21 protein-coding genes are annotated in these 22231 nt (G+C 72.8%); 13 read left to right on the forward strand and 8 right to left on the reverse strand.

All coding sequences use genetic code 11. From position 1 onward, the window contains the following. Window positions 1-116: 116 nt before the first annotated feature. Window positions 117-674, reverse strand: coding sequence for a VOC family protein (locus ACTWPP_RS19730; RefSeq protein ID WP_443105756.1), 558 nt, complete (start codon window positions 672-674; stop codon window positions 117-119). A 208-nt stretch (window positions 675-882) separates the two neighbouring features. Here ACTWPP_RS19730 and ACTWPP_RS19735 point away from each other — a divergent pair, with 208 nt between their 5' ends. The 4 genes from ACTWPP_RS19735 (at window position 883) to ACTWPP_RS19750 (ending at window position 4967) form a co-directional block, all read left to right on the forward strand. Further along, window positions 883-3048: an anthranilate synthase component I gene (locus ACTWPP_RS19735; RefSeq protein ID WP_443105757.1), complete on the forward strand. Its 2166-nt coding sequence runs from the start codon at window positions 883-885 to the stop codon at window positions 3046-3048. A 242-nt stretch (window positions 3049-3290) separates the two neighbouring features. Next, entirely contained in the window at window positions 3291-3437 is a 147-nt protein-coding gene (locus ACTWPP_RS19740; RefSeq protein WP_165975373.1) for a GPGG-motif small membrane protein, read from the forward strand. Window positions 3438-3506: 69 nt separating this feature from the next. Continuing rightward, window positions 3507-4424, forward strand: a complete 918-nt coding sequence (locus tag ACTWPP_RS19745; protein ID WP_443105758.1) for an SDR family oxidoreductase — start codon at window positions 3507-3509, stop codon at window positions 4422-4424. Between the two features lie 138 nt (window positions 4425-4562). Further along, the gene (locus ACTWPP_RS19750) at window positions 4563-4967 is read left to right on the forward strand and encodes a ChaB family protein (RefSeq protein ID WP_443105759.1); all 405 of its coding nucleotides are present in this window, start codon (window positions 4563-4565) and stop codon (window positions 4965-4967) included. Window positions 4968-5097: 130 nt separating this feature from the next. Here the strand turns inward: ACTWPP_RS19750 and ACTWPP_RS19755 are convergent, their stop codons facing one another. Next, window positions 5098-6078: a helix-turn-helix transcriptional regulator gene (locus ACTWPP_RS19755; protein WP_443105982.1), complete on the reverse strand. Its 981-nt coding sequence runs from the start codon at window positions 6076-6078 to the stop codon at window positions 5098-5100. A 113-nt stretch (window positions 6079-6191) separates the two neighbouring features. Here ACTWPP_RS19755 and add point away from each other — a divergent pair, with 113 nt between their 5' ends. Further along, on the forward strand, window positions 6192-7217 hold the full coding sequence (add, locus tag ACTWPP_RS19760) for an adenosine deaminase (RefSeq protein WP_443105760.1): 1026 nt from the start codon (window positions 6192-6194) through the stop codon (window positions 7215-7217). Between the two features lies 1 nt (window position 7218). Here add and ACTWPP_RS19765 read toward each other — a convergent pair whose 3' ends face one another. After that, window positions 7219-8502, reverse strand: a complete 1284-nt coding sequence (locus ACTWPP_RS19765) for a DUF1266 domain-containing protein (protein WP_443105761.1) — start codon at window positions 8500-8502, stop codon at window positions 7219-7221. Window positions 8503-8591: 89 nt separating this feature from the next. Between ACTWPP_RS19765 and thyX the strand changes: the two genes are divergently transcribed. Both thyX and ACTWPP_RS19775 read left to right on the forward strand, forming a co-directional pair. Further along, window positions 8592-9389: an FAD-dependent thymidylate synthase gene (thyX, locus tag ACTWPP_RS19770; RefSeq protein ID WP_443105762.1), complete on the forward strand. Its 798-nt coding sequence runs from the start codon at window positions 8592-8594 to the stop codon at window positions 9387-9389. 55 nt (window positions 9390-9444) lie between these two features. Then, window positions 9445-10167 carry a dienelactone hydrolase family protein gene (locus tag ACTWPP_RS19775; RefSeq protein WP_443105763.1) on the forward strand — a complete coding sequence of 241 codons (723 nt, stop codon included), beginning with the start codon at window positions 9445-9447 and terminating at the stop codon, window positions 10165-10167. 33 nt (window positions 10168-10200) lie between these two features. Here the strand turns inward: ACTWPP_RS19775 and ACTWPP_RS19780 are convergent, their stop codons facing one another. Next, window positions 10201-10605, reverse strand: a complete 405-nt coding sequence (locus ACTWPP_RS19780) for a PaaI family thioesterase (RefSeq protein ID WP_443105764.1) — start codon at window positions 10603-10605, stop codon at window positions 10201-10203. Between the two features lie 144 nt (window positions 10606-10749). On the opposite strand from ACTWPP_RS19780, the gene ACTWPP_RS19785 reads away from it, so the two are divergent. Further along, window positions 10750-11547, forward strand: coding sequence for a helix-turn-helix domain-containing protein (locus ACTWPP_RS19785; protein WP_443105983.1), 798 nt, complete (start codon window positions 10750-10752; stop codon window positions 11545-11547). Window positions 11548-11551: 4 nt separating this feature from the next. Here the strand turns inward: ACTWPP_RS19785 and ACTWPP_RS19790 are convergent, their stop codons facing one another. Further along, window positions 11552-12685: a globin domain-containing protein gene (locus ACTWPP_RS19790; protein WP_443105765.1), complete on the reverse strand. Its 1134-nt coding sequence runs from the start codon at window positions 12683-12685 to the stop codon at window positions 11552-11554. A 539-nt stretch (window positions 12686-13224) separates the two neighbouring features. Between ACTWPP_RS19790 and ACTWPP_RS19795 the strand changes: the two genes are divergently transcribed. The 3 genes from ACTWPP_RS19795 (at window position 13225) to ACTWPP_RS19805 (ending at window position 15822) form a co-directional block, all read left to right on the forward strand. Then, complete coding sequence (locus ACTWPP_RS19795) at window positions 13225-13974, forward strand: gamma-glutamyl-gamma-aminobutyrate hydrolase family protein (RefSeq protein WP_443105766.1); 750 nt, start codon at window positions 13225-13227, stop codon at window positions 13972-13974. Window positions 13975-14063: 89 nt separating this feature from the next. Beyond that, window positions 14064-15044: an alpha/beta hydrolase gene (locus ACTWPP_RS19800; RefSeq protein WP_443105767.1), complete on the forward strand. Its 981-nt coding sequence runs from the start codon at window positions 14064-14066 to the stop codon at window positions 15042-15044. After that, a complete protein-coding gene (locus ACTWPP_RS19805) occupies window positions 15025-15822 on the forward strand; it encodes an enoyl-CoA hydratase/isomerase family protein (RefSeq protein ID WP_443105768.1) in 798 nt (265 codons plus the stop codon). Before ACTWPP_RS19800 ends, ACTWPP_RS19805 begins: the two co-directional genes overlap by 20 nt. A 115-nt stretch (window positions 15823-15937) precedes the next feature. On the opposite strand, the gene ACTWPP_RS19810 is transcribed toward ACTWPP_RS19805, so the two are convergent. Next, window positions 15938-17119 (reverse strand): acyl-CoA dehydrogenase family protein, encoded by a 1182-nt coding sequence (locus tag ACTWPP_RS19810; RefSeq protein WP_443105769.1) that lies wholly within the window; start codon window positions 17117-17119, stop codon window positions 15938-15940. A 132-nt stretch (window positions 17120-17251) separates the two neighbouring features. Between ACTWPP_RS19810 and ACTWPP_RS19815 the strand changes: the two genes are divergently transcribed. Further along, window positions 17252-18685 carry an aldehyde dehydrogenase family protein gene (locus ACTWPP_RS19815; RefSeq protein WP_443105770.1) on the forward strand — a complete coding sequence of 478 codons (1434 nt, stop codon included), beginning with the start codon at window positions 17252-17254 and terminating at the stop codon, window positions 18683-18685. A gap of 53 nt (window positions 18686-18738) precedes the next feature. Here the strand turns inward: ACTWPP_RS19815 and ACTWPP_RS19820 are convergent, their stop codons facing one another. Beyond that, the gene (locus ACTWPP_RS19820; protein ID WP_443105771.1) at window positions 18739-19365 is read right to left on the reverse strand and encodes a TetR family transcriptional regulator; all 627 of its coding nucleotides are present in this window, start codon (window positions 19363-19365) and stop codon (window positions 18739-18741) included. Between the two features lie 76 nt (window positions 19366-19441). Then, on the reverse strand, window positions 19442-20644 hold the full coding sequence (locus ACTWPP_RS19825) for an ROK family transcriptional regulator (RefSeq protein WP_443105772.1): 1203 nt from the start codon (window positions 20642-20644) through the stop codon (window positions 19442-19444). A gap of 155 nt (window positions 20645-20799) precedes the next feature. Here ACTWPP_RS19825 and ACTWPP_RS19830 point away from each other — a divergent pair, with 155 nt between their 5' ends. After that, window positions 20800-22227 (forward strand): ABC transporter substrate-binding protein, encoded by a 1428-nt coding sequence (locus tag ACTWPP_RS19830; RefSeq protein ID WP_443105773.1) that lies wholly within the window; start codon window positions 20800-20802, stop codon window positions 22225-22227. Window positions 22228-22231: the final 4 nt, after the last annotated feature.

The raw sequence follows: 22231 nt of genomic DNA on the forward strand, positions 1-22231 counted from the left end.
AATTAGGTGTGATCCCGCGCCTGATCCGGCCACCGGCGAAGCCGCAGGCGGTGCCGCCCGTCCGGCTCCGGACAGGCCGGAGATCTTGACGGGCGGCATCGCCCGGGGGGAGGCTGTCAGGCCGTCCGGTCGGCGGCGGTCCTCGGTTCGTGCCGCACGTCGGTCGGCAGGTTCAGCTCCCGCGTCCACGCGGCGAACTCCACCAGGATCCCGTCGGGGTCCTTGAAGTAGATCGAGCGCACGAACACGCCCTCGTGGTTCTCCTGCGCGACGCCGAACTCGCTGTCGTCGTGGTTGAGCAGCACGCCGACGTCGACGCCCTTGGCGATGAGCTTGTCCCGGTACTCCTCGATGCGCTCGGGCGGGACGTCGATGGCGATGTGGTTCATCGACCCCACGGCCGACAGCAGCTCGCCCCGGTCGGGCAGGTTCTTCGGCGCGGACACGCCGGGGACGGCCTCGGGCGCGTCGGGGAACCAGAAGAAGGCGAGGGCGTTGCCGCCGCCGCAGTCGAAGAAGAAGTGCTGCCCCCAGCCCATCGGCAGCTCGATGGTCTTGATCAGCGGCATGCCGAGCACGCCCTCGTAGAAGTCCACCGTCCGCTTCATGTCGCCGCAGACGAGCGCGAGATGGTTCACCCCGCGCAGTTCGAACTCGGTGTTCTTCCTGGTCATGGGAGCCGCTCCCGGTAGCGTAAGTGAACCCTTGCTCCTGGCCCATGGTAACCTCGCGGCATGCGAATCGCAGCCTCCCAGTGGTGGTGGCGCCGCTAAGGCGGCGCCGGTTCGTGCACGTTCAAACCCAGGCGACCGCCCTCACCCGGCGGTCGTTCTCGTGTCCCTCCGCCTGGGTGCAGGGCCCGGACAATGAGGGGCCACCGCGGTGGAGACCGTCTCACAGCAGCCGCTGACCAGCGAGTTCGTCACGGCCGGAGGCGTACGGGTGACCCGTACCGCCACCCCGGTCGACCCCGAGCGCAAGTCCGACGTGCTGAACGCCCTCGTCGCCGCCGTGGGGGAGCGGCGCGGCGGCGTGCTCAGCTCCGGCATGGAGTACCCGGGCCGCTACAGCCGCTGGCACATGGCCTACGTCGATCCCTGCCTGGAGATCGTCGCCCGCGGCCGTACGGCCGCCGTGCGGGCCCTCAACGAGCGCGGGCGGGTCGTCCTGCCCTCCGTCGCCTCCGTGCTCCGCGGCACCGGCGAGATACGGGCGGACGAACCCGGCCTGTTCGAGGTCTTCGTCCCGCCGGCGGACGCGTTCTTCACCGAGGAGGAGCGCAGCCGCCAGCCGACCGTCTTCACCGCGCTGCGCGCCGTGGTCGGCCTGTTCCGCTGCGACGACCCCCACCTCGGCCTGTACGGGGCGTTCGGATACGACCTGTCGCTGCAGTTCGAGCCGCTGCGGACGAGGGCCGAACGGCCGGCGGACCAGCGCGACCTCGTCCTGCACCTCGCCGACGAGATGGTCGTCGTGGACCGCAAGCGCGAGACCTCGCACCGGATGTCGTACGAGTTCGAGATCGGCGGGGTGAGCACCGAGGGGCTGCCGCGCGCCACCGAGCCGACTCCCGGCCCGCCGCCGGCGGCTGACCTTCCGGCGCAGCCCGTCCCCGGCGTGTACGCGCAGATGGTCCGTGACGCCAAGGAGAAGTTCGTCCGCGGCGACCTGTTCGAGGTGACGCCGGGGCACGCCATGTACGCGCGCTGCGACGCGCCCGCCGCGTTCTTCGAGCGGCTCCGGGAGACCAACCCCGCGCCGTACGAGTTCCTGTTCAACCTCGGCGACGGCGAGCACCTGGTCGGCGCGTCGCCGGAGATGTTCGTCCGGGTCACCGGCGACCGCGTCGAGACGTGCCCGATCGCCGGGACGATCAAGCGCGGCGACGACGCGCTGGAGGACGCCGAGCAGATCCGCACGATCCTCTCGTCGTCCAAGGACGAGTCCGAGCTGACGATGTGCACCGACGTCGACCGCAACGACAAGTCGCGCATCTGCGTGCCGGGGAGCGTGCGCGTCCTCGGCCGCCGGCAGATCGAGATCTACTCGCGGCTGATCCATACCGTCGACCACATCGAGGGGCGGCTGCGCCCCGGGTTCGACGCGCTCGACGCGTTCCTCACCCACATGTGGGCGGTCACCGTCACCGGCGCCCCGAAGACGTGGGCGATGCAGTTCATCGAGGACCACGAGGAGTCGCCCCGCCGCTGGTACGGCGGCGCCGTCGGATGCGTCGGCTTCGACGGGTCGATGAACACGGGGCTGACGCTGCGGACCGCCCAGATCCGCGACGGCGTCGCGACCGTGCGGGCCGGGGCGACGCTGCTGTACGACTCCGACCCCGAGGAGGAGGAGCGCGAGACGCACCTCAAGGCGAGCGCGCTGCTGGGGGCGCTCACCGCGCCCCCGGAGGGGGGCCGGTCCGCCGCGGCGGAGGAGACGCCGCCGCCCCGGCCGGGCGACGGCCTGAAGGTGCTGCTCGTCGACCACGAGGACTCGTTCGTCAACACCCTCGCCGACTATTTCCGCCAGCAGGGCGCCGGTGTGGTCACCCTCCGGCACGGGTTCCCGATGCGGATGCTGGACGAGCACGCGCCCGACCTCGTCGTGCTCTCGCCCGGGCCCGGCCGTCCCGAGGACTTCGCCACCCGCGTCCTGCTGGACGCGCTGGACGAGCGGAGCCTCCCGGTCTTCGGCGTCTGCCTCGGCCTGCAGGCGATGGTCGAGCACGCGGGCGGCGACCTGACGCTGCTGCCCGAGCCGTCCCACGGCAAGCCCGGCCAGGTGAAGGTGACGGGCGGAGGGCTGTTCGAGGGTCTCCCGGACGAGTTCACCGCGGCCCGCTACCACTCGCTGCACGCCACGCCCGACCGGGTGAAGGGGTTCCAGGTGACGGCGCTGACCGGGGACGTCGTGATGGCGATCGAGGATCCGGAGCGGCGGCGCTGGGCCGTCCAGTTCCACCCGGAGTCCATTCTCACGGCGGCGGGCGGGGCCGGGCACCGGATCGTCGCCAACATCCTGGGGCTGAGCCGTCCCCGGAGCTGACCCGGTCCTAGTCCCGAAGCACGAGAGAGGCACGGCCGAAAATGGTCCTGAGGTCGCTGTCGCGGGCCCGTGCGCACCCGGCAGACTTGGGACCGGCCGCCGCGCCGCCCTTCCGCGGCGCGGGTGATCGCCGTTATCCCGGCGGAGGGGGAGGCTCCCTCCCCCTCCGCCCATAACGCCCAATTTGGCCATCCGAAACACGATGCCGGTTTTGCCGTGAATCTACCGGGGATCCCGGGGCCATGATGACAATTCTGTGGCTCATCGCCGTGATCCTGGTGATCGCGGGGATCTACGTGATCGTCGCCCGCCGCGACCTGCTCTGGGGCATCGTCCTCATCGTCGTCGGGCTCCTCGTCGGCCCCGGCGGGGTGAGCATCTTCACCTGACCGAAAAACCGTCCGGCCGGGACGGAAACCTGACGCGACCTGTCAGGTTTCGGTGCCAGCATCGTCCCCATGAGCCGTGCACTGAAAGGAAAGATCGCCCTGGTCGCCGGCGGGACACGCGGCGCGGGCCGCGGCATCGCCACCGAACTCGGTGCCGCGGGCGCGACCGTGTACGTCACGGGACGGTCCACCCGGTCGCGACGATCGGAGATGGACCGTCCCGAGACCATCGAGGAGACCGCGGAACGGGTGACGGCCGCGGGCGGCGAGGGCATCGCCGTCCCGGTCGACCACCTCGATCCGCAGCAGGTCACCGCGCTCGTGCGCCGCATCGACGAGGAGGCGGGACGGCTGGACGTCCTCGTCAACGACATCTGGGGCGCCGACCACCTCTTCCAGTTCGGCAGGCCGCTGTGGGAGCAGTCCCTCGACGACGGGCTGCGGCTGCTGCGGCTGGCCATCGAGACCCACGCCATCACCAGCCACCGCGCGCTGCCCCTGCTGATCCGCGAGCCCGGCGGGCTCGTGATCGAGATGACCGACGGCACCGCCGAGTTCAACGCGAAGTACCGCAGGGACGTTGGCTACTTCTACGACCTCGCCAAGTGGGCCGTGATCCGGATGGCGCACGCCCAGTCCGAGGAGATCGCCGAGCACGGGGCCACCGCCCTGTCGCTGACGCCCGGATGGCTGCGCTCGGAGTCGATGCTCGACCACTTCGGCGTCACCGAGGAGAACTGGCTCGACGCCGCGAAGGCGACCCCGCACTTCGCGATCTCCGAATCCCCGGTGTTCGTGGGGCGCGCCGTCGCGGCCCTCGCCGCCGACCCGGACCGGGCGCGCTGGAACGGGGCGTCGCTGTCCAGCGGCGGGCTCGCCCAGATCTACGGGTTCACCGACGCCGACGGCAGCCGGCCCGACGCCTGGCGCTACATCGTCGAGGTCGAGCAGGCCGGGCGTCCCGCCGACGTCACCGGTTACCGGTAGACCGGGCAGACCGGTAGCAGCGCGCCGCGGGCGTGGGCGGCCCCCCCCCCCCCGGGCATGGGCGGTGGCCACGCCCGTCGTGCCGGTTTGAGCCGGACCTGTCCGGTTATGGCGTTCGGACAGGGGAAAGGAGGAGCCATGCCGAAGACGACCAAGAGCGGCAAGCCGCGGAAGGAGGAACTTCCCGGGACGCTGCAGCGCTCTCCGAAGGAGGCGCAGGAGACGTTCGCCAAGGCCCACGACTCCGCGGTCCAGACCTACGGCGAGGGCCAGCGCGCGCACCGCACCGCCTACTCGGCGCTCAAGCACAAGTTCGAGAAGCGCGGCGACAAGTGGGTCCCCAAGGACGGCAAGGGCCCGTCCGACCAGCGGGCCAAGGACCCGGAGGCCCGCCGCGGCCGCGGCCGGAGCGCAGGCGGCGTGGACGTCGAGGGCAGCAGCAAGAAGGAGCTCTACGACCGCGCGTCCGACCTCGACGTCCAGGGCCGCTCCAAGATGAGCAAGCAGGAGCTGGCCGAAGCGATCGCGCGCAAGCAGGACTAGCGCGCCGGGAGGCGGGCCGCGCCGGAGATGGCCAAGGCGGACGACCGCGACCGCGCCGACGTGCACGACGAGTACGACGGCATCCGCCGCGAGGCCGACGCGGCCGCCCGCACCTGAGCGGAGACGCGGTTCAGTCCGGCGGCCGGGAGGCGTACAGCTCCGCGAGCCGCGCGGCGGCCTCCGCCATCCGCCTCCGCAGCTCCGGCGGGGCCAGGACCTCGGCCTCCGGGCCGAGCCGCATCAGCTCCGACGCCGCGACGGCCATCGACTCGACCGGAAGCGTGGTCACCACCCAGCCCCGCGCGTCGGGCCGCCCCGCGTCCTCGGCCGCCCGCAGCGCGGCGTACGGCTCGACGGCGTACCGCAGGATCCGCATCCCGGCGGGCGACAGCCGGACGGTGACCTCCTCGCGCAGCATCGACCGCACGAACATCCGCGCCTGCTCCCGCCAGTGCCCGGCGAGATCGAAGTCCTCGTCCCGCTCGAAGGAGGCGCCGGTCGGCCGGACCTCCGCCACCCGGTCCACCCGGTAGGTGCGGGGTCGGCCCCCGACCCGCGCGATCAGGTACCAGGTGCCGTTCTTCAGCACGAGCCCGTACGGCTCGGCCGCCCGCGTGACCTCGGTGTCCTTGCGGCGGTAGCGCAGCTCGACGCACTCGTCCTCCCAGACGGCCCGCGCGAGGTCCCGCAGCAGCGGCGGCGGCCCGGACTCACCGAACCAGCCCGGCGCGTCCAGGTGGAACCGCTGCCCCGCGCGCGACGGCGCGTCCCGCAGCGACGCGGGCAGGGCCGCCAGGACCTTCAGCTCCGCCGCCGCCACGGCGTCGCCGCGGCCCATGTCGCCCACCGGACCCGGCAGCCCGGACAGGAACAGCGCCTCCGCCTCCTCGCGGGTGAGGCCCGTCAGCCGGGTCCGGTACCCGCCGACAAGCCGGTACCCGCCGGCGCGCCCCTGGTCGGCGTACACCGGGACCCCGGCCGCCGACAGCGCGTCCATGTCCCGGTACACGGTGCGCTCGGAGACCTCCAGCTCCCGCGCCAGCTCGCCCGCCGTCATCGTCTCCCGCGACTGCAGGAGCAGCACTATCGAGATCAACCGGGCGGCCCGCACGGCTCCCATCCTGCCGCACCCCCGGCACAGCGCCTGGCCATTTTTGACATTTTTATGGCAGAATCGATCGGTTTACCTGTCATGGCAGGCCAGCCGGCTGTTAACTTCGCGGCGTGCTGACCGAAACCACACCCATCGAAGCGTTCATCGACGCCCTGCCGAAAGTCGAGCTCCACGTCCACCTCGTGGGCTCCGCCTCGGTCCCCACCGTCCTCGAACTCGCCCGCCGCCACCCCGACGGGCCCGTCCCCGTGGACGAGCGGGAACTGCGCGCCTTCTACGAGTTCCGCGACTTCCCGCACTTCGCCGAGGTGTACGAGTCCGTCTCCAGCCTCGTCCGGACCCCCGAGGACGTCGGGACCCTCGTCCTCGGCACCGCCCGCGACCTCGCCGCGCAGAACGTCCGGTACGTCGAGCTGACCGTCACGCCCTACACCCACCAGCGGGCCGGGATGCCGATGCCCGCGATCACCGAGGTCCTCGACCACGCCGTCCGGGAGGCCCGCGACCGTCACGGCATCCGCGTCGCCTACATCTTCGACATCCCCGGCGAGTTCGGCGCCGAGGGGACCCGCGGCACGATCGGCCACGCCCTCGCCCACCCGCCGGAGGCGCTCATCGGGTTCGGCATCGGCGGCATCGAGCAGGTCCGCCCGCCGTTCCGGGACACCTTCCGGGACGCGTTCGCCGCCGCCCGCGCCGCCGGGCTGCGCAGCCTCCCGCACGCCGGGGAGATGACCGGCCCGGAGACGATCTGGGAGGCGATCGAGGGCCTCGGCGCCGAACGCATCGGCCACGGCATCAGCTGCATGGACGACCCGCGCCTGATCGCGCACCTGCGGGAGACGCAGCTGCCGCTGGAGGTCTGCCCGACGTCCAACGTCTGCACGGGACAGGTCGCCGACCTCGCCCGCCACCCCCTGCCGAGGATGCTGGAGGAAGGCCTCTTCGTCACCCTCAACAGCGACGACCCGCCGATGTTCGACACCACCCTCACCGGCGAGTACCGCATCGCCGCCGAGGTCTTCGGCCTGGACCGCGCCGGCCTGGCGTCCCTGGCCCGCAACGCCGTCATCGCCTCGTCCCTGGACGAGCGGGCCCGCCGGGCCGTCCTCACCGACATCGACGCCCTGCTCTGATCTACCCCCAGGCCATGCGGCGCCACGGGCTCTCCGGGTCCTCGGCGAGGATGCGGTGACCGGTGAGGGAGTGTTCGTACCATTCGCCGAACTCGCCCTCGTCGAACCGCAGCATCCTCCCGAGGACGTACCCGGCCGAGAACGCCCCCCACGACGTGTACACCTGGTGGGCGCGTCCGCCGGCCGTGAGGACGCACTTCTCGGCCTCCTCGGCGTCGCAGTACCCGGCGTTCAGGCCCCAGCGGGCCATGTTCACCGCGCGCCCGAAGTCGTAGCCGTACACGCTCTCGACCCGGCCGTCCGGCGGGAGGAGCCCGTCCGCCCGGAACCGCGCCTCGTACCGCACGATCAGGTCGGACAGCCCGACGACCTCGCCGACGGTCTCATCGGAGATCTCGTGCTCGCGGCACCAGGCGACGATGGCCGCGCGCCACGCCCGCTGGTCGGTGCCCTGGCCGCGCTGGTCGAGGACCATCTGGACGGCGGGGTCGCTGTTGCGCGCGTCGAGCAGCGCGTCCATCTGCTCGCGCCAGCTCCCGTGATCGGTGATGCCCCAGTCGCGTTCCAGCAGGCCCCGGTCACCGGAGCCCCCGCCTGCCTCGGCGAGCGTGTTCCAGGCCACCCCGTTGCCGACGGCCAGATGCGCGCCCACGGCGAGGGCCGCCGCCAGACGCCCCCACGCCGCACTGTCGGGATCGGTGACGAGGATGTCATGATCCCGGTCGGGACGCCGCTCGGCGTCGGACAGGAGCTTCGCGACCTGCCGGTGCCCCTCACCGTCCGGCGGCATCTGTGCCAGCAGCTCCCGCAGCGGCCGCAGCGACCCCCGGGGCCCCGCGTCCTTGACGATGAGCCGCGCCGCATGGACACCGGCCCCGTCGGCCCGCTTATGGTCGTGCAGCGACCAGAACCCGCTCATCGCCGACCATGCGCGCCTGGCCGCCTCGCCGGTCCGCCCGGCGGCGGCCAGGATGTGCGCCGCCTGCGCGTCCAGCCCCGCGCGAACCCCGGCGGGCATGGACGCGGCGGCGCGATCCAGCTCGTCCAGAATCCGATGCGCCTCGCCCGGCTCGCCCGCGGCGGCGAGCGCCCGCGCGCACCGGGCCCGCACCGCGACGGCGGACGTCCAGTCGCCGTGCGCCTCCATGGCCTCGGCGGCGCCGGCGTAGGCGGCCGCGGCCTCCCCGTGCCTGCCCTGCCGCTCGAACTTGCGGGCCCGATCGAGCATCCCCTGATACGTCATGCTCTCCTCCGCGCCCAACCGTACCGGCTCGATGATCTCCATGGCCGGGGTTCCGTTGCCCAGGTCGTGGCCGTCCCACCGTGTCGTGGGACGCTGAGGGGCGACGGAAACGACCCATGGGGGGATACGAGATGAAGAGCGTCGAGCCTGAGGTGTTCCTCGTTGCGCGGCCCGAACTGGACTACGACGAGGTCGCCCGGTACCTGCGGGACGTGGGCGGGGAGAGCTGGCTGGAGCGGCTCGACCGGGGCGGCCTCGACGACGAGCTGAACGACCCGCAGAACCTCGCCGAGTTCGCGGGCCGGCTCTGCTACCGCTCGTGGGAGCCGGGCCTCAACCCCAACGTGGTCAAGGTCCGCACGGACTCGGGCCAGTACCTGGAGAACATCCTTCGCAGCCTGCACGGCTCGGTCCTGGAGCACGTCAGCTTCAGCTTCGTCCTGCACAACGTGAGCCGGGTGCTCACCCACGAACTCGTGCGCCACCGTCCGGGCGTGGCCATCTCGCAGGAGTCGCTGCGCTTCGTCCGGCTCCAGGACATCCCGTTCTGGTTCCCCGAGTGGGCCCGCGAGGACCCGGAACTGATGAAGCGCGCAACCGCCATGCTGGAGCAGATGGAGGAGTTCCAGGGCTGGATGGCCGAGCACTTCGGCCTGGACGACGAAGGCGTGCCGTTCAAGGAGAAGAAGCACAAGACCTCGTTCATGCGCCGGTTCGCCCCGGAGGGCGTCGGCACCGGGCTGGTCTGGACGGCCAACGTCCGTACGCTGCGCCACACCTTGGAGAACCGCACCGCCCCCGGCGCCGAGGAGGAGATCCGCCTCCTCTTCGGCAAGATCGGCGAGGTGGTGCGCAAGGAGGCCCCGGACCTGTTCGGCGACTACGTCGTCGAGGACGGCGCCTGGATCCCCCAGTGGCGCAAGGTTTGACTTTGTGGGTTTGGGTCTAGGCGTACGGCATGTGCCTGGGGAATTGTTGGACGGTATGTCTGACATCATGATTCCCGCGGGTGAGCGGGAGCTGCCGGTCTACCTCGCCGTCCCCGAGGGGGAGGGGCCCTGGCCCGGCGTGGTCGTCGTGTTCGAGGCGATGGGCGCGAACGAGGACATGCGCGCCCAGGCCGACCGGTTCGCCGCCGGCGGGTACCTCGCCGTCCTGCCCGACCTCTACAACGGCGCTCCGTGGATCCGCTGCGTCACCAAGGCGATGCGGGACATGCGCTCCAGGCGCGGCCCCGCCTACGACCACATCGAGGCGACGCGGGCGTGGCTGGCGGGCCGGGACGACTGCACCGGCGACGTGGGCGTGTGCGGATTCTGCATGGGGGGCGGGTTCGCGCTGGTCGCGGCGGCGAAGTACGACTTCAAGGCCGCCGCGGTCAACTACGGCATCCTGCCGCGCCGGCCGGAGGAGACGCTGCGGGGCGCGTGCCCGGTCGTCGGGAACTACGGCGGTGCCGATCCGACCCTGCGCGGGGCGGCGGGCAAGCTGGAGCGGGCCCTGACCGCCGCCGGCGTGACGCACGACGTGAAGGAGTATCCGGCGACCGGGCACGGCTTCCTCACCGGCCTCACCCCGCCGCCCCCGCTCGGCCCGGTGGCGAAGATCGCCTTCGGGCTCGGCCGGGGCAGGGAGAACGCGGCGGACGGCTGGGACCGGATCTTCGCCTTCTTCGGCGAGCACCTCGATAAAAAATCTACAACGTAAAGGCGCCCGGCGGGATCAGTCGCGTCGGTGGTGTCAGGCGCGCAGGACGGCCTGGGTCTGGGTCACCTGCGCGACGCGGCGGCCGGTGCCGTCGAAGAGGTCGGTCTGGACGACGATCGAGGTGCGGCCGGTGTGCAGCGGCCGCGAGACGCCCCGGACGTGGCCGTCCTTGACGCCGCGGAAGAAATTGGTCTTGGACTCCAGCGTCGAGGTGGACGTGCCCGGCGGCAGGTTGAGGAACGCGCAGGCCGCGCCGAGGGTGTCGGCCAGGGCCATGAGGGCGCCGCCGTGCATGACGCCGCCCGCGGTGCAGCGGTCCGGGGCCCAGTCCAGCCGGCCGGTGACCTCCTCGGGCCCGGCGGTGTCGATCTCCACGCCGAGCGCGCGGGCGAAGGGCATGGCGTCGGCGAGCTGGTCGGGTGTGAGCCCGGTGGTCATGGAGCCTCCTCTTTCGTGTCCGGCCCACTCTGGCGACCGGGCGGGGCCGGCGTCCATTACCTCGCGGGTAACGGGGGTCGCCGTTACCTCTGGCGTAATCGCCTCCATGACGGGGTCGCGGGTAGCGTCGGGGCGGTGACGACGATGACGGCGTTGAGCGACGTGAGACCGATCGGAGACCAGCTGCGCGCGTGGCGGCAGCGGCGCAGGCTCAGCCAGCTTGAGCTGGCGTCGGAGGCGGACGTGTCGACGCGGCATCTGAGCTTCGTGGAGACGGGACGTTCGGCGCCGAGCCGGGAGATGGTGCTGCGGCTGGCCGAGCATCTGGACGTGCCGCTGCGCGACCGGAACCTGCTGCTGGTGGCGGCGGGGTACGCGCCGGTGTTCGGCGAGACGCCGATGGAGGAGCCGAGGATGGATTCGGTCCGGGCGGCGCTGAGGCAGGTGCTGGACGGGCACGAGCCGTACCCGGCGGTGGTCGTCGACCGGTTCTGGAACCTGATCGACGCCAACGGGGCGGCCGCGTTCTTCATGGAGGGCGCGCCGCCGGAGCTGCTGGAGCCGCCGCTGAACGTGCTGCGGCTCAGCATGCATCCCGACGGGATGGCCAGGAACATCCTGAACCTGGCCGAGTGGCGGGCCCACATGATCGACCGGGTGCGGCGGCACGTGGCGCTGACCGCGGACGCGTCGCTCGCCCAGCTCTACCAGGAGCTGCGCAGTTTCCCGGGGGACGTGGGGGAGGCGATGGCGCCGCCCGACGGCAACGAGGTGTTCGTCCCGCTGCGGATGCGGCTGGACGGGCGGGAGGTGTCGTTCTTCAGCACGATCGCGACGTTCGGGACGCCGGTCGACATCACGGTGGCGGAGCTGGCGATCGAGTCGTTCTATCCGGCGGACGCGGCGACGACCGCGTTCCTGCGGGAGCGCGCCGGCTGGTGACCGCTCAGTCCTCGGCGGTGAGCAGGTCGTGGTGGATGCGGGTGAGGGACATCCCGTGCCGCTGCAGCGCCGTGACGGTCCGCCGGACGAGCGGGGCGGGGCCGGCCACGTAGGCGTCGTGGTCGCGCCAGCCGCGGACGCCGTCCAGGAAGCCGGGCAGGACATCGGGCATCCGGCCGTGCAGGCCGCCGGGCCGCGCAGGTGACCGCGACAGGACCGGGACCACGCGCAGACGGGCGCAGGCGGATTCCAGCCGCCGCAGTTCGGTCATGTCGTAGAGGCCGCTCTCGGCGCGGGCCCCGACGAGGAGGTGGACGTCGCGGTCGCGGCCGGACGCGGCGGCCTGTTCGGCGAGCGCCTTCATCGGGGCGAGCCCGGTGCCCCCGCCGATCAGGAGGAGCCCGCGGCCGTGGCCGGGTTCGAGCGTCATGGTGCCCGCGGCGGGGCCGAGCAGGACGGTGTCGCCGGGTCCGCAGTGCCGTACCAGCGTGCCGCTGATCCATCCGGCGGGGCGGGCGCGGACGTGCAGGCGGATCGTCCCGTCGGGGCGGGGCGCGTTCGCGATCGAGTAGGGCCGCCAGACGCGGGGCCAGCGGGCGGTCTGCACGCTCACGTGCTGGCCCGGCAGGAACGGCAGCGGCCGCTCGGGCCGCAGCGCGAGGACGGCGAGGTCGTGGTCGCGGCGGTCGTGGGCGGTGACCTCGGCGACCCACCACGGCGGGTGTCCGGCGGAGTCCCGCCCGGCGGCGGCGATCATGGTCGCGGCGGCGGACCGGTAGGCGGCGGTCCAGGCGTCCTCGGCCTCGGCGTTCCACACGTCGGCGGCGAAGAGCCGCAGTGTCGCGATGAGCGCGGTCTCGACGGCGGGATAGTGCTCGCGCAGGACGCCGTACTTGCGGTGGTCGCGGCCGAGCCGGCCGAGGTGGCCGGTGAGCTCTTCGGGGTTGTCCTGGCTCCAGACGATCCGGGTGAGCGCCTGGAAGAACCGGTCGTGCTGGGTGCTCATCGCGGGCGGGAAAAGGGCGCGCAGCCGCGGCTCCCGCGCGAACAGGCGGCCGTAGAAATAGCTCGTGGCGCCCGCCGGGTCCGCTTCGAGGCGGGCGAAGGTCTCTTTGACGATGCGGGGTTCCGGTGGCATTCTCCAGCTCGCCCCCTTTGGGCTTTTGGAGGACGGACCCGGGGGTTTCGCGGCGGTTGCGCCACATCCGATGTCCGGCTTTGTGAGATTCTCGCACTCAATTGCGCAGGTCCTCAAGCGGAGGCGGTGCGGCGGCGCGCGAATGTTCCGCAGCGTAGTCGCTGATGAATTCTCCGTGAGCGGCCGACCCCGGAAAAGGGCACGCATACTGATCGGTATTTGCAAGATGGGGCAGCCGTTCACGGCGTGCGCCGGTCGCGGGGACACGAATCCCCTCCCGAGTGGAAGATTTCAGGATTCTTCAGTGATTTTTCCGGACCGCCGCCCCGGTCGCGCCCTCCGGGGGCGGTCCCCGCCGGACCGATCTCGCCACTTCCGACTGCGAAGATCCGCCCCGTGGGGCAAGCTGGCAGGTAGAAGGCCGGGGGACGGGACGGCCCCGGGGGGCGGGTGAGGCACCATGATGTGCAGCCGAACGCGACGAATCACCCATATCGGAGGTCGTCCCGTGGCCAACGCTCAGCAGAGGGGAAACACGCATGTCGAAGGCCATCCGCGGGGCGCCGGCCCCGAACGCCGGTGACGGCGCGCCGCCGCTCATCGGCATCACCACCTACCAGGAGCCGGCCCGCTGGGGGGTCTGGGTGCGCGAGGCCGCGCTCCTGCCGGTGCCGTACGTCCGCTCGGTCGAGCGGGCGGGCGGCGTCCCGGTGATGCTGCCCCCGACCGCGGCCCTGCGCGGCCTGGACGCGCTGATCGCCCGGCTCGACGGCGTCGTCCTCGCGGGCGGCGGCGACCTCGACCCCGACCTGTACGGTGCCGTCCGGGACCCGGAGACCGGCCCGCCCCAGCCCCAGCGCGACCGGTTCGAGCTGGCGCTGGCCCGCGCGGTCGTGGACGCCGACCTGCCGTTCCTGGCGATCTGCCGGGGCATGCAGGTGCTGAACGTGGCGCGCGGCGGCGCCCTGATCCAGCATCTGCCGGAGGCGGTGGGCCACAAGGGCCACGCCCCGGAGACCGGGCTCGCCGGCTCCCATCCGGTGCAGATCAGCGCCACCAGCCTGGTCGGCAAGATCATGGGCGACTCCGCCGACGTCCCCACCTACCATCACCAGGCGGTGAGCCGGCTCGGCAAGGGCCTGTCCGCGGTGGCCTGGGCCGAGGACCAGGTGGTGGAGGCCGTCGAGCTGCAGGGGCACCGCTTCGGGCTCGCCGTCCAGTGGCACCCGGAGGAGGGGGCCGACGGGCGCCTGTTCGAGGCCCTGGTCGCCGAGGCCGCCGGCCGCTGACCGGGAGGCCGCCGGGGGGTTGACCTGCCGGTACCGGGGGAAGGCGATTCGGTAGATTCCGCCGCAAATCGCCTGCCGGAGGCCGCCGCATGCCCCTGCATCCGCAGACCGTGAGCTTTCTGAAGGTGCTCGCCGCCTGGACGGCCCCTCCGCCGGACGCCGGCGACCGGACGGAACCGACGATCGAGGAGATGCGCTCCCGGCTCGATGAGGCGTTCCCCGCCGTCCGGCGCGAGCTGCCGCAGGTCCGCGACCTCACCGTGCGCCGCCCGGGCGGTTCCGTCCCGGTCCGCCTGTACCGCCCGGCGCCCCCCGGCCGCGGCCCGCTGCCCGCGGTCGTCTACCTGCACGGGGGAGGCTGGGTCCTCGGCGGCGTCGACAACGTGGACGCCGCGTGCCGCGACCTCGCGGCGGCCACCGGATGCGTCGTCCTGAACGTCGGCTACCGGCTGGCCCCCGAGCATCCGTTCCCCGCGGCGGTGGACGACGCCTGGGCCGTCGTCGCGTCCGTGGCGCGGGAACCGGAACGCTACGGCGTCCTGCCCGGCGCCGTCGCGGTCGCGGGCGACAGCGCCGGCGGCAACCTCGCCGCGGTCGCCGCGCTGCTGGCCCGCGACCGCGGGGTTCCGCTCGTCCACCAGCTGCTCGTCTACCCGGTGACCGACACGGCGATGGACACCCCGAGCTGGCGGAGGTACGCGTCCGGGTACGGGCTGGACGCCGGGACGCTCGCCCGCTTCATGCGCCTCTACCGGGGCGGCGCCGACCCGTCGGACTTCCGGCTCGCCCCGCTGCGCGCCCCCGACCTCGCCGGTGTCGCCCCCGCCACCGTGATCACCGCGGAGTGCGACATCCTGCGCGACGAGGCCGAGGCGTACGCGCGCCGCCTCGCCGCCTCCGGCGTGCCGGTGGAGCTGCGCCGCTACGACGGCGTCGTGCACGCGTTCTTCCTGCTGCCGGAGATCTTCGACGCCGGTGTCCGGGCGATGGATTTCGCTGTGCGACGATTGCGCGCGGCATTCGACGCGCGGACGCGGGAGGGGACCTGCCATGGGCAGCGGGCGGTATGACGGCTACGAGCGGCTGAAGATCGACCGGGTGGCGGACGGCGTGCTGCGGGTCACGATCAGCACGCCGGGCAAGCTCAACGCGGTCGATGCGACCGGGCACCGGGAGCTGGCGGAGATCTGGCGGGACGCCGACGCCGACGACGAGGTGCGCGTCGTCGTCGTGCGCGGCGAGGGGACGGCGTTCTCCGCGGGCGGCGACCTGGCGATGATCGAGGAGATGATGGCCGACCACGCCGCCCGCCGCCGCATCATGCGCGAGGCCCGCGACATCGTGATGAACGTGGTGAACTGCTCGAAGCCGGTGGTCAGCGCCGTGCAGGGCCCGGCGGTGGGCGCCGGGCTCGCGGTGGCGCTGCTGGCCGACATCTCCGTCGCCGGCCGCACCGCCAAGATCATCGATGGGCACACGCGGCTGGGCGTGGCGGCCGGCGACCACGCCGCGATCGTGTGGCCGCTGCTGTGCGGGCTGGCGAAGGCCAAGTACTACCTGCTGCTCAACGACGTCCTGACCGGTGAGGAGGCCGAGCGGATCGGCCTGGTCTCGCTGTGCGTGGACGACGGGGAGGTGCACGAGCGCGCCCTGGAGATCGCCGGGCGCCTCGCGGCCGGGCCCGCGGAGGCGCTGTCGTTCACCAAGCACGCGCTGAACAACTGGCTGCGCCTGGCGGGCCCGACGTTCGACGCGTCCCTGGCGATGGAGTTCTTCGGGTTCACCGGCCCGGACGTGCGGGAGGGCGTCTCGGCGATGCGCGAGAAGCGCCCGCCCCGTTTCGGCTGAGCGGGTTCCGCCCACGGGGTCTCCTCGACGGTGAGCGGCGATGCCCCAGCTCGCCCGGCCGTGATCCGGGCGACCGGGGCCGTGCGCACATGCGCCCGGCGCGGTGTCCGCGGGGTCAGTACGACTTGGGCAGGCCGAGTTCGTGCTGGGCGATGTGGGCGAGGACCAGTTCCTCGGCGACCGGGATGTTCTTGGCGATGCGGGCGTCGCGGAACATGCGGGCGATCGGGTACTCCAGCGAGTACGCCATGCCGCCGTAGGTCTGGAAGGCGCGGTCGGCCGCCTGCCAGGCCGCGTCCGCCGCGGTGAGCTTGGCGATGTTGGCCTCCGACCCGCAGGGGCGGCCCCGGTCCCACAGCCAGGCGGCCTTGTAGGTCATGAGCCGCGCGAGCTCAAGCTGCGCCTTGATCCTGGCGAGCGGGAAGGCGATGCCCTGGTTCGACCCGATCGGCTTGCCGAACGGCGGCCGCTCGCTCGCGTACTCGCAGGCGAGCTTCAGCACCAGCCCGCCGGACCCGACGCCGCCCGCCGCGGCCAGGATCCGCTCGGGGTTGAGGATGTCCCACAGGACGGCGAACCCCAGGTCCACCTCGCCGAGGACCCGCTCCGCCGGCACGCGGACGCCGTCCAGGAAGACCATGCTGGACGCGACGGTGTTGGTGCCGAGCTTGGGAATCGGCTGGTGGCTCAGCGTCCCGTCGGCGACGGCCTCCTTGACGTCCACCAGCAGGACGGTGAAGCCCGACGTGCGCGGCCTGGCCTCGGCGGCCGGGATCGTGCGGGTGACGAGGACCAGGTAGTCGGCGCGCTCGACCCCGGAGATCCAGATCTTCTGGCCGCTGACCACGAACGAGTCGCCGTCGCGGCGGGCCTGGGTGGAGATGTCGATGGAGTTGCTGCCCGCGTCCGGCTCGGTGATCGCGAAGCAGGTCTCGATCTCCCCGGAGGCGATCCCCGGCAGGAACTCGCGCCGCTGCTCGGGCGTCCCGTGCCGGGCGATGGTGAGACCGCCGAACGCGGGGGTGAGCAGGTACATGAAGGACGCGGCGCCGCCCGCGCCGCCCTCGGCCAGCGCCTCCAGGGCGACGGCCAGCTCCAGCAGGCCCTGGCCGGCGCCCCCGTGCTCCTCAGGGATCGCGAGGCTGTGCCAGCCGCCCTTGACCAGTTCCCGCCAGACCTCCTCCGGCCAGCGCTTGTCCGCGTCGCACCGGCCCCAGTAGTCCTGGTCGTACTTTCCGGCGATCGCCAGCACGCCCTCGCGCACCGCGGCCGCGCTCTCCGGCAGGTCGAAGTCCACCGCGCCTCCCTCGCACTCGCTGTCGGGTCCCACGGTAGCCGATTTCAGTAAGTGGTCACTGACAAGGCCTCGTCATTGAAGGCCGTCTCCAGGGGTAGGCGACCGGCGGGAACCGAAACGAGGGAGATGATCATGCGGCCGCGCGACATGTGGATGCTGGCCGGCGGGCGGTGGAGCCAGGGCGCCGGGGACCGGATGTTCACGGTGACCGATCCGGCGAACGGCGAACCGCTGGGAGTGGTGCCCGTCTGCGCCGCCGGCGACGTCGGCACGGCGGTCGCGGCGGCCGGTGACGCCGCACCCGGCTGGATGGCCGCCCCGGCCGCCGAGCGGGGCGCCGCCCTGCGCGCCGCCGCGCGGGCCGTCGAGGAGCGCGGGGACGAGCTCGCCGCGCTGGTGACCGCCGAGATGGGCAAGCCGACCGGCGACGCGCTCGGCGGAGTCGAGGCCGGGATCGCGACGCTGCGCCAGTACGCCGAGCTGGGGCCCCTGCACGGCGGGCGCAGCCTGCAGGGCGGGTGGGACGCCGCCGACTTCATGGTCCGCGAGCCCCACGGGACCGTCGCGGTGATCACACCGTGGAACGACCCGGTCGCCATCGCCTGCGGGCTGATCGGCGCCGCCGTCGTCACCGGCAACACCGTCGTGCACAAGCCGTCCGAGCGGACCCCCCACACCGGCGCCATGCTCGCCGAGCTGCTCGCCGGACACCTGCCGGACGGCGTCCTCAACCTGGTCACCGGCGACGGCGAGACGGGCGAGGCCCTCGCCGGCCACCGCGGCGTCGACGTCGTCGCGCACGTCGGGTCCACCCGAGCGGGCCGCCGCATCGCCGAGCTGACCACCCGGACCGGGGCCAAGGCCCTGCTGGAGAACGGCGGCGCCGACCCCCTCGTCGTGGACGCGGGCGTCGACCCGTCCTGGGCCGCCGGGCAGGCCGCCACCGGCTGCTTCGCCAACGCCGGTCAGATCTGCACCTCCGTCGAACGCGTCTACGTGCACGAGGCGGTGGCCGCCGGATTCCTGGACGCGCTCGCCGATCGCGCCCGCACCATGCGGATGGGCGCCGGCGCGGACCCGTCCACCGAACTCGGCCCCCTGGTCGACGAGCGGCACCGCGCCCAGGTGCACGAACAGGTGGAGAAGGCCGTCGCGGACGGCGCCCGCGTCCTCACCGGCGGGCACGTCCCGGACGGCCCCGGCAGCTTCTACCCGGCGACCGTGCTCACCGGCTGCACCGACGCCATGGCCGTCATGGCGGAGGAGACCTTCGGCCCCGTCGCCCCCGTCCGCACCGTCGCCACCTTCGACGAGGGCCTGGACGCGGCGCGGCGGTCCCGCTACGGCCTCGCCGCGACCGTCCTCACGCGCGACACCGCCCACGCCCAGGCGGCCTGGCGCACCCTGAAGGCCGGCACCGTGAAGATCAACGCGGTGTTCGGCGGCGCCCCCGGCGGCGCCGCCACACCCCGCCGCGTCAGCGGGCAGGGCTTCGGCTACGGTCCCGAGCTGCTGGACGAGATGACCGCCGTCAAGGTCGTCCACCTGCAGAACGTCATCCCCTGACGGTCAGCGGCGGAAATCGCGCAGGAACGCGAAGTGGCCCCCGGTCCCCGGGTTCAGCGGCCGCGAGGTGGCCGGACGGTACCGCTGGGACCGGCGTCCGTGGCGGCGGATCGCCGGGGGACGGCCACGTAGCGGGTCACCATGCGGGCGACGAAGTGGGCGAGCCGCTCCGGCGGGCCGGAGGGCAGCATGATGTGGCTCATCGTCAGCCGCACCGCCGCGTCGGCGATCTCGGTGAGGGCGTCCTGGTCCAGGTCCGGCCACTGGCGCAGGGCGTGTTCGGCGATGCGGGCGCTGGCGGTGAACAGCACCGGCTCGGCCTGCGTGGTGAGCAGCGGCAGCATCTCGTCGCCGCCCGCACCGGTCAGCACCGCCTTCTTCAGCTGGTCGTCCGCCGACATCTCCAGGGTGAACATGACCGCGGCCGTCACCGCCGAGTACAGGTCGTCGTGCTCGGACAGCACCGCGTCGATGCCGTCGAGGTAGCGCTCGTTGTCGCGGATCACGACCGCCTGGGCCAGGCCCCACTTGTCGCCGAACTCGTTGTAGACGGTCTGCCGGCTCACCCCGGCGGCGGCCGCGACGTCCCGCATGCGGACGCCGCGGTAGCCGCGCTCCACGAGAAGGTCGGCGGCGGCGTCCAGCAGGGACTCGCGCACGGAGCGGCCGGCGGTGCCCATGAATCGTCGTCCCTCCGGAGGGTGATCGCGAGGTGGCGGCCTCACCGCACCATTATCACCCGGGCGCCGCGCCCGGTCATCGGGCGGCCGCCGGGTCGCCGCCGGTGTTCAGGAGGTGGGCGAGGGGGAGTGTGGCCGCGCCGACCGCGACGGCCTCCGGGCCGAGGCGGCACAGTTCGATCTCGGTCTGCGCGAACGGCTGCCGCAGCGCGTACGCGGCGGTGGCCGCCACGATCCGGTCGAGCATCCGGCCGCCGATCAGCAGGCCCGCCCAGCCGCCGATGATGATGCGCTCGGGGCTGAACAGGTTGACCAGGTCGGCGATGCCCGCGCCGAGGTACTCGGCGACGTCGGCGCGCAGGTCGGCCGCGGCGGGGGAGGGGTCGGCGAGCAGCCCGGCGAGGGCGTCCTCCTCGTCGGCCGCGCCCGGCCCGCCCGCCGCGCGGTAGCGCTCCAGCAGCGCGGTGGCGCCGACGTAGGCCTCCAGGCAGCCGCGGGACCCGCACCGGCAGAGCGCGCCGCCGACCCGCGCGGTGGTGTGGCCCCATTCGCCGGCGCTGCCCGCCGCGCCCCGGTACGGCGAGCCGTCGATCATCACGGCGGCGCCGACGCCGGAGCCGATGAGGGCGACGACGGCGTTGCGGTGCCCGCGCCCCGCGCCGAACCACATCTCGGCCTGGCCGAGCGAGGTCGCGCCGTTGTCGATGAACAGCGGCAGTCCCGTGCCCTCGCGCAGCATCCGCTCCAGCGGGACGCCCTCCCACCCGATCGTCTGGCAGTGCACGACGGCCTCGGGGCCGTGCTCGATCACGCCGGGAACGCCGACGCCGACGCCGATGATGGACGCCGGGTCGACGGAGGCGCCCTCGATCACCGCCGGGAGGCCGTCCAGGATGTGCCGGACGACGGCGCGCTCGTCGTGACCGCCGTCGCCGAGCGGCAGGTCGGCCTTGGCGAGCTGGGTCAGCTCCAGGTCGAACAGCTCGACCATCACGCGGGTCTCGCCGACGTCCACCCCGACCAGGTGGCCGTAACCGGCCGCCGTCTTCAGCAGCACCCGCGGGCGGCCCCCGTCGGACTCGACGCTGCCCGCCTCGACGACGAGCCCCGTCTCGATCAGCTCGGTGACGACGTTGCTGACCGAGGCCGGGCTGAGGCCCGTCGCGCGGGCCAGGTCCTGGCGGCTGAGCGGCCCGTCGAAGTAGAGCCGCCTCAGCAGTACCGACCGGTTGGTGCGGCGCAGGTCGCGCACGGTCCTCCTCCGCTGCCGTTCCGGCATCGGCCCCCCTTTCGCCGCGGCCCGCCCGGCCGCACCCCCGCAGGTTCTCAGGTCTTGACCCGACCATTATGTCACTGCTTAGATCACGTCGTGAAATAAGGTGTGATCTAACTCTCCGAGTGACTCATCTCACTCCGCAGCGGAAGGCCGAGCGGATGCGCCATCCCATCTCACGCGCGCCCAGCCCCGACGCCGTCCCCATCGGCGGCACCCGAACCCGCGCCCGGCGGCGCGTCGTCGCCCGGATCGGAGGCAGGGCCCGGATCGGAGGAGGGGCCCGGACCGGGAGCCGGGCCGTCGCCGCCCTCGCCACCGGGCTGCTCATCACCACCACCGCGGCGTGCGGCGGGGGCACCGGGACCGGCGGCGGGAACGGCGACCCGGCGACCCTCACCTACTGGGCCAGCAACCAGGGCACCGACCTCGAGGCCGACAAGAAGGTGCTCGGCCCCGAACTCGCCAAGTTCGAGAAGCGGACCGGCATCAAGGTCGAGCTGGAGGTCGTCCCCTGGACCGACCTGCTCAACCGCATCCTCGCCGCCACCACCTCCGGCCAGGGCCCGGACGTGCTCAACATCGGCAACACCTGGTCGGCCTCGCTCCAGGCGACCGGCGGGCTCCTGCCCTTCGACGATCAGGCGATGGCCGAGGTCGGCGGCGCGGAACGGTTCGTGCCCGCCGCGCTCGCGTCCGCCGGCGCCAAGGGCGAGCCCCCGGCCGCCGTGCCGCTCTACAGCCTCGCCTACGGGCTCTACTACAACAAGCGGATGTTCGCGGACGCCGACCTGGAGCCGCCCGCGACCTGGCAGGAACTCGTCGACGCGGGCCACGAGCTCACCAAGGGCGGCAAGTACGGCATCGCGATCGAGGGCGCCAGCATCCCCGAGAACGTCCATCAGGCGTTCAACATCGGCCAGATGTACGGGGCCGACTTCTTCACCCCCGACGGCAAGCCGCAGTTCGCCACCCCGCAGGCCGTGGAGGCGGTCAAGTCGTACATCGACCTGCTCGCCGAGGAGAAGATCGCCGCACCCGGCAACGCCGAGTACTCCGCCAACCAGTCGATCAACGACTTCGCCACCGGCAAGGCCGCGATGCTGCTCTGGCAGGCCACCACCAGCGGCCTCACCAACCTCGGCATGAAGCCCGGCGAGTGGGGTGTCGTGCCGATCCCGAAGCCGTCGCCGACGCCGCCCGGCGGCCGGGACATCACCTCCATGGTCGCCGGCATCAACATCGCGGTCTTCAAGAACACCGACAACCGCGACGGCGCGCTGAAGTTCGTGAAGTTCATGACGAGCGACGAGGAGCAGAAGGTCCTCAACAAGGCGTACGGCTCGCTGCCCGCGGTGACCTCCGCGCAGAACGACCCGGCGTTCGACACCCCCGACCTGCGGGTGTTCAAGAAGATCCTCGCCACCAGCGCGGCGCCGCTGCCGCAGGTGCCGCAGGAGAGCCAGTTCGAGACGGCTGTCGGGACCGCGATGAAGGAACTGTTCGCCGACGCCGCCGCCGGCAAGCCGATCACGGAGGAGACGGTCCGGCGGAAGCTGGCCGCCGCGCAGGAACAGATGGGCACGTGACGCC

Source organism: Actinomadura sp. 3N407 (genome assembly GCF_052245875.1).
Classification (GTDB): domain Bacteria; phylum Actinomycetota; class Actinomycetes; order Streptosporangiales; family Streptosporangiaceae; genus Spirillospora.

Coding starts and splice junctions, on each gene's coding strand:
- ACTWPP_RS19825 (WP_443105772.1), bottom strand. CDS start 20,644: ATGCCGGAACGGCAGCGGAGGAGGACCGTGCGCGACCTGCGCCGCACC.
- ACTWPP_RS19780 (WP_443105764.1), bottom strand. CDS start 10,605: ATGACCACCGGGCTCACACCCGACCAGCTCGCCGACGCCATGCCCTTC.
- ACTWPP_RS19785 (WP_443105983.1), top strand. CDS start 10,750: ATGACGGCGTTGAGCGACGTGAGACCGATCGGAGACCAGCTGCGCGCG.
- ACTWPP_RS19745 (WP_443105758.1), top strand. CDS start 3,507: ATGAGCCGTGCACTGAAAGGAAAGATCGCCCTGGTCGCCGGCGGGACA.
- ACTWPP_RS19750 (WP_443105759.1), top strand. CDS start 4,563: ATGCCGAAGACGACCAAGAGCGGCAAGCCGCGGAAGGAGGAACTTCCC.
- ACTWPP_RS19775 (WP_443105763.1), top strand. CDS start 9,445: ATGTCTGACATCATGATTCCCGCGGGTGAGCGGGAGCTGCCGGTCTAC.
- ACTWPP_RS19800 (WP_443105767.1), top strand. CDS start 14,064: ATGCCCCTGCATCCGCAGACCGTGAGCTTTCTGAAGGTGCTCGCCGCC.
- ACTWPP_RS19805 (WP_443105768.1), top strand. CDS start 15,025: ATGGGCAGCGGGCGGTATGACGGCTACGAGCGGCTGAAGATCGACCGG.
- ACTWPP_RS19830 (WP_443105773.1), top strand. CDS start 20,800: ATGCGCCATCCCATCTCACGCGCGCCCAGCCCCGACGCCGTCCCCATC.
- ACTWPP_RS19730 (WP_443105756.1), bottom strand. CDS start 674: ATGACCAGGAAGAACACCGAGTTCGAACTGCGCGGGGTGAACCATCTC.
- ACTWPP_RS19795 (WP_443105766.1), top strand. CDS start 13,225: ATGTCGAAGGCCATCCGCGGGGCGCCGGCCCCGAACGCCGGTGACGGC.
- ACTWPP_RS19765 (WP_443105761.1), bottom strand. CDS start 8,502: ATGGAGATCATCGAGCCGGTACGGTTGGGCGCGGAGGAGAGCATGACG.
- ACTWPP_RS19815 (WP_443105770.1), top strand. CDS start 17,252: ATGCGGCCGCGCGACATGTGGATGCTGGCCGGCGGGCGGTGGAGCCAG.
- ACTWPP_RS19740 (WP_165975373.1), top strand. CDS start 3,291: ATGATGACAATTCTGTGGCTCATCGCCGTGATCCTGGTGATCGCGGGG.
- thyX (WP_443105762.1), top strand. CDS start 8,592: ATGAAGAGCGTCGAGCCTGAGGTGTTCCTCGTTGCGCGGCCCGAACTG.
- ACTWPP_RS19820 (WP_443105771.1), bottom strand. CDS start 19,365: ATGGGCACCGCCGGCCGCTCCGTGCGCGAGTCCCTGCTGGACGCCGCC.
- ACTWPP_RS19790 (WP_443105765.1), bottom strand. CDS start 12,685: ATGCCACCGGAACCCCGCATCGTCAAAGAGACCTTCGCCCGCCTCGAA.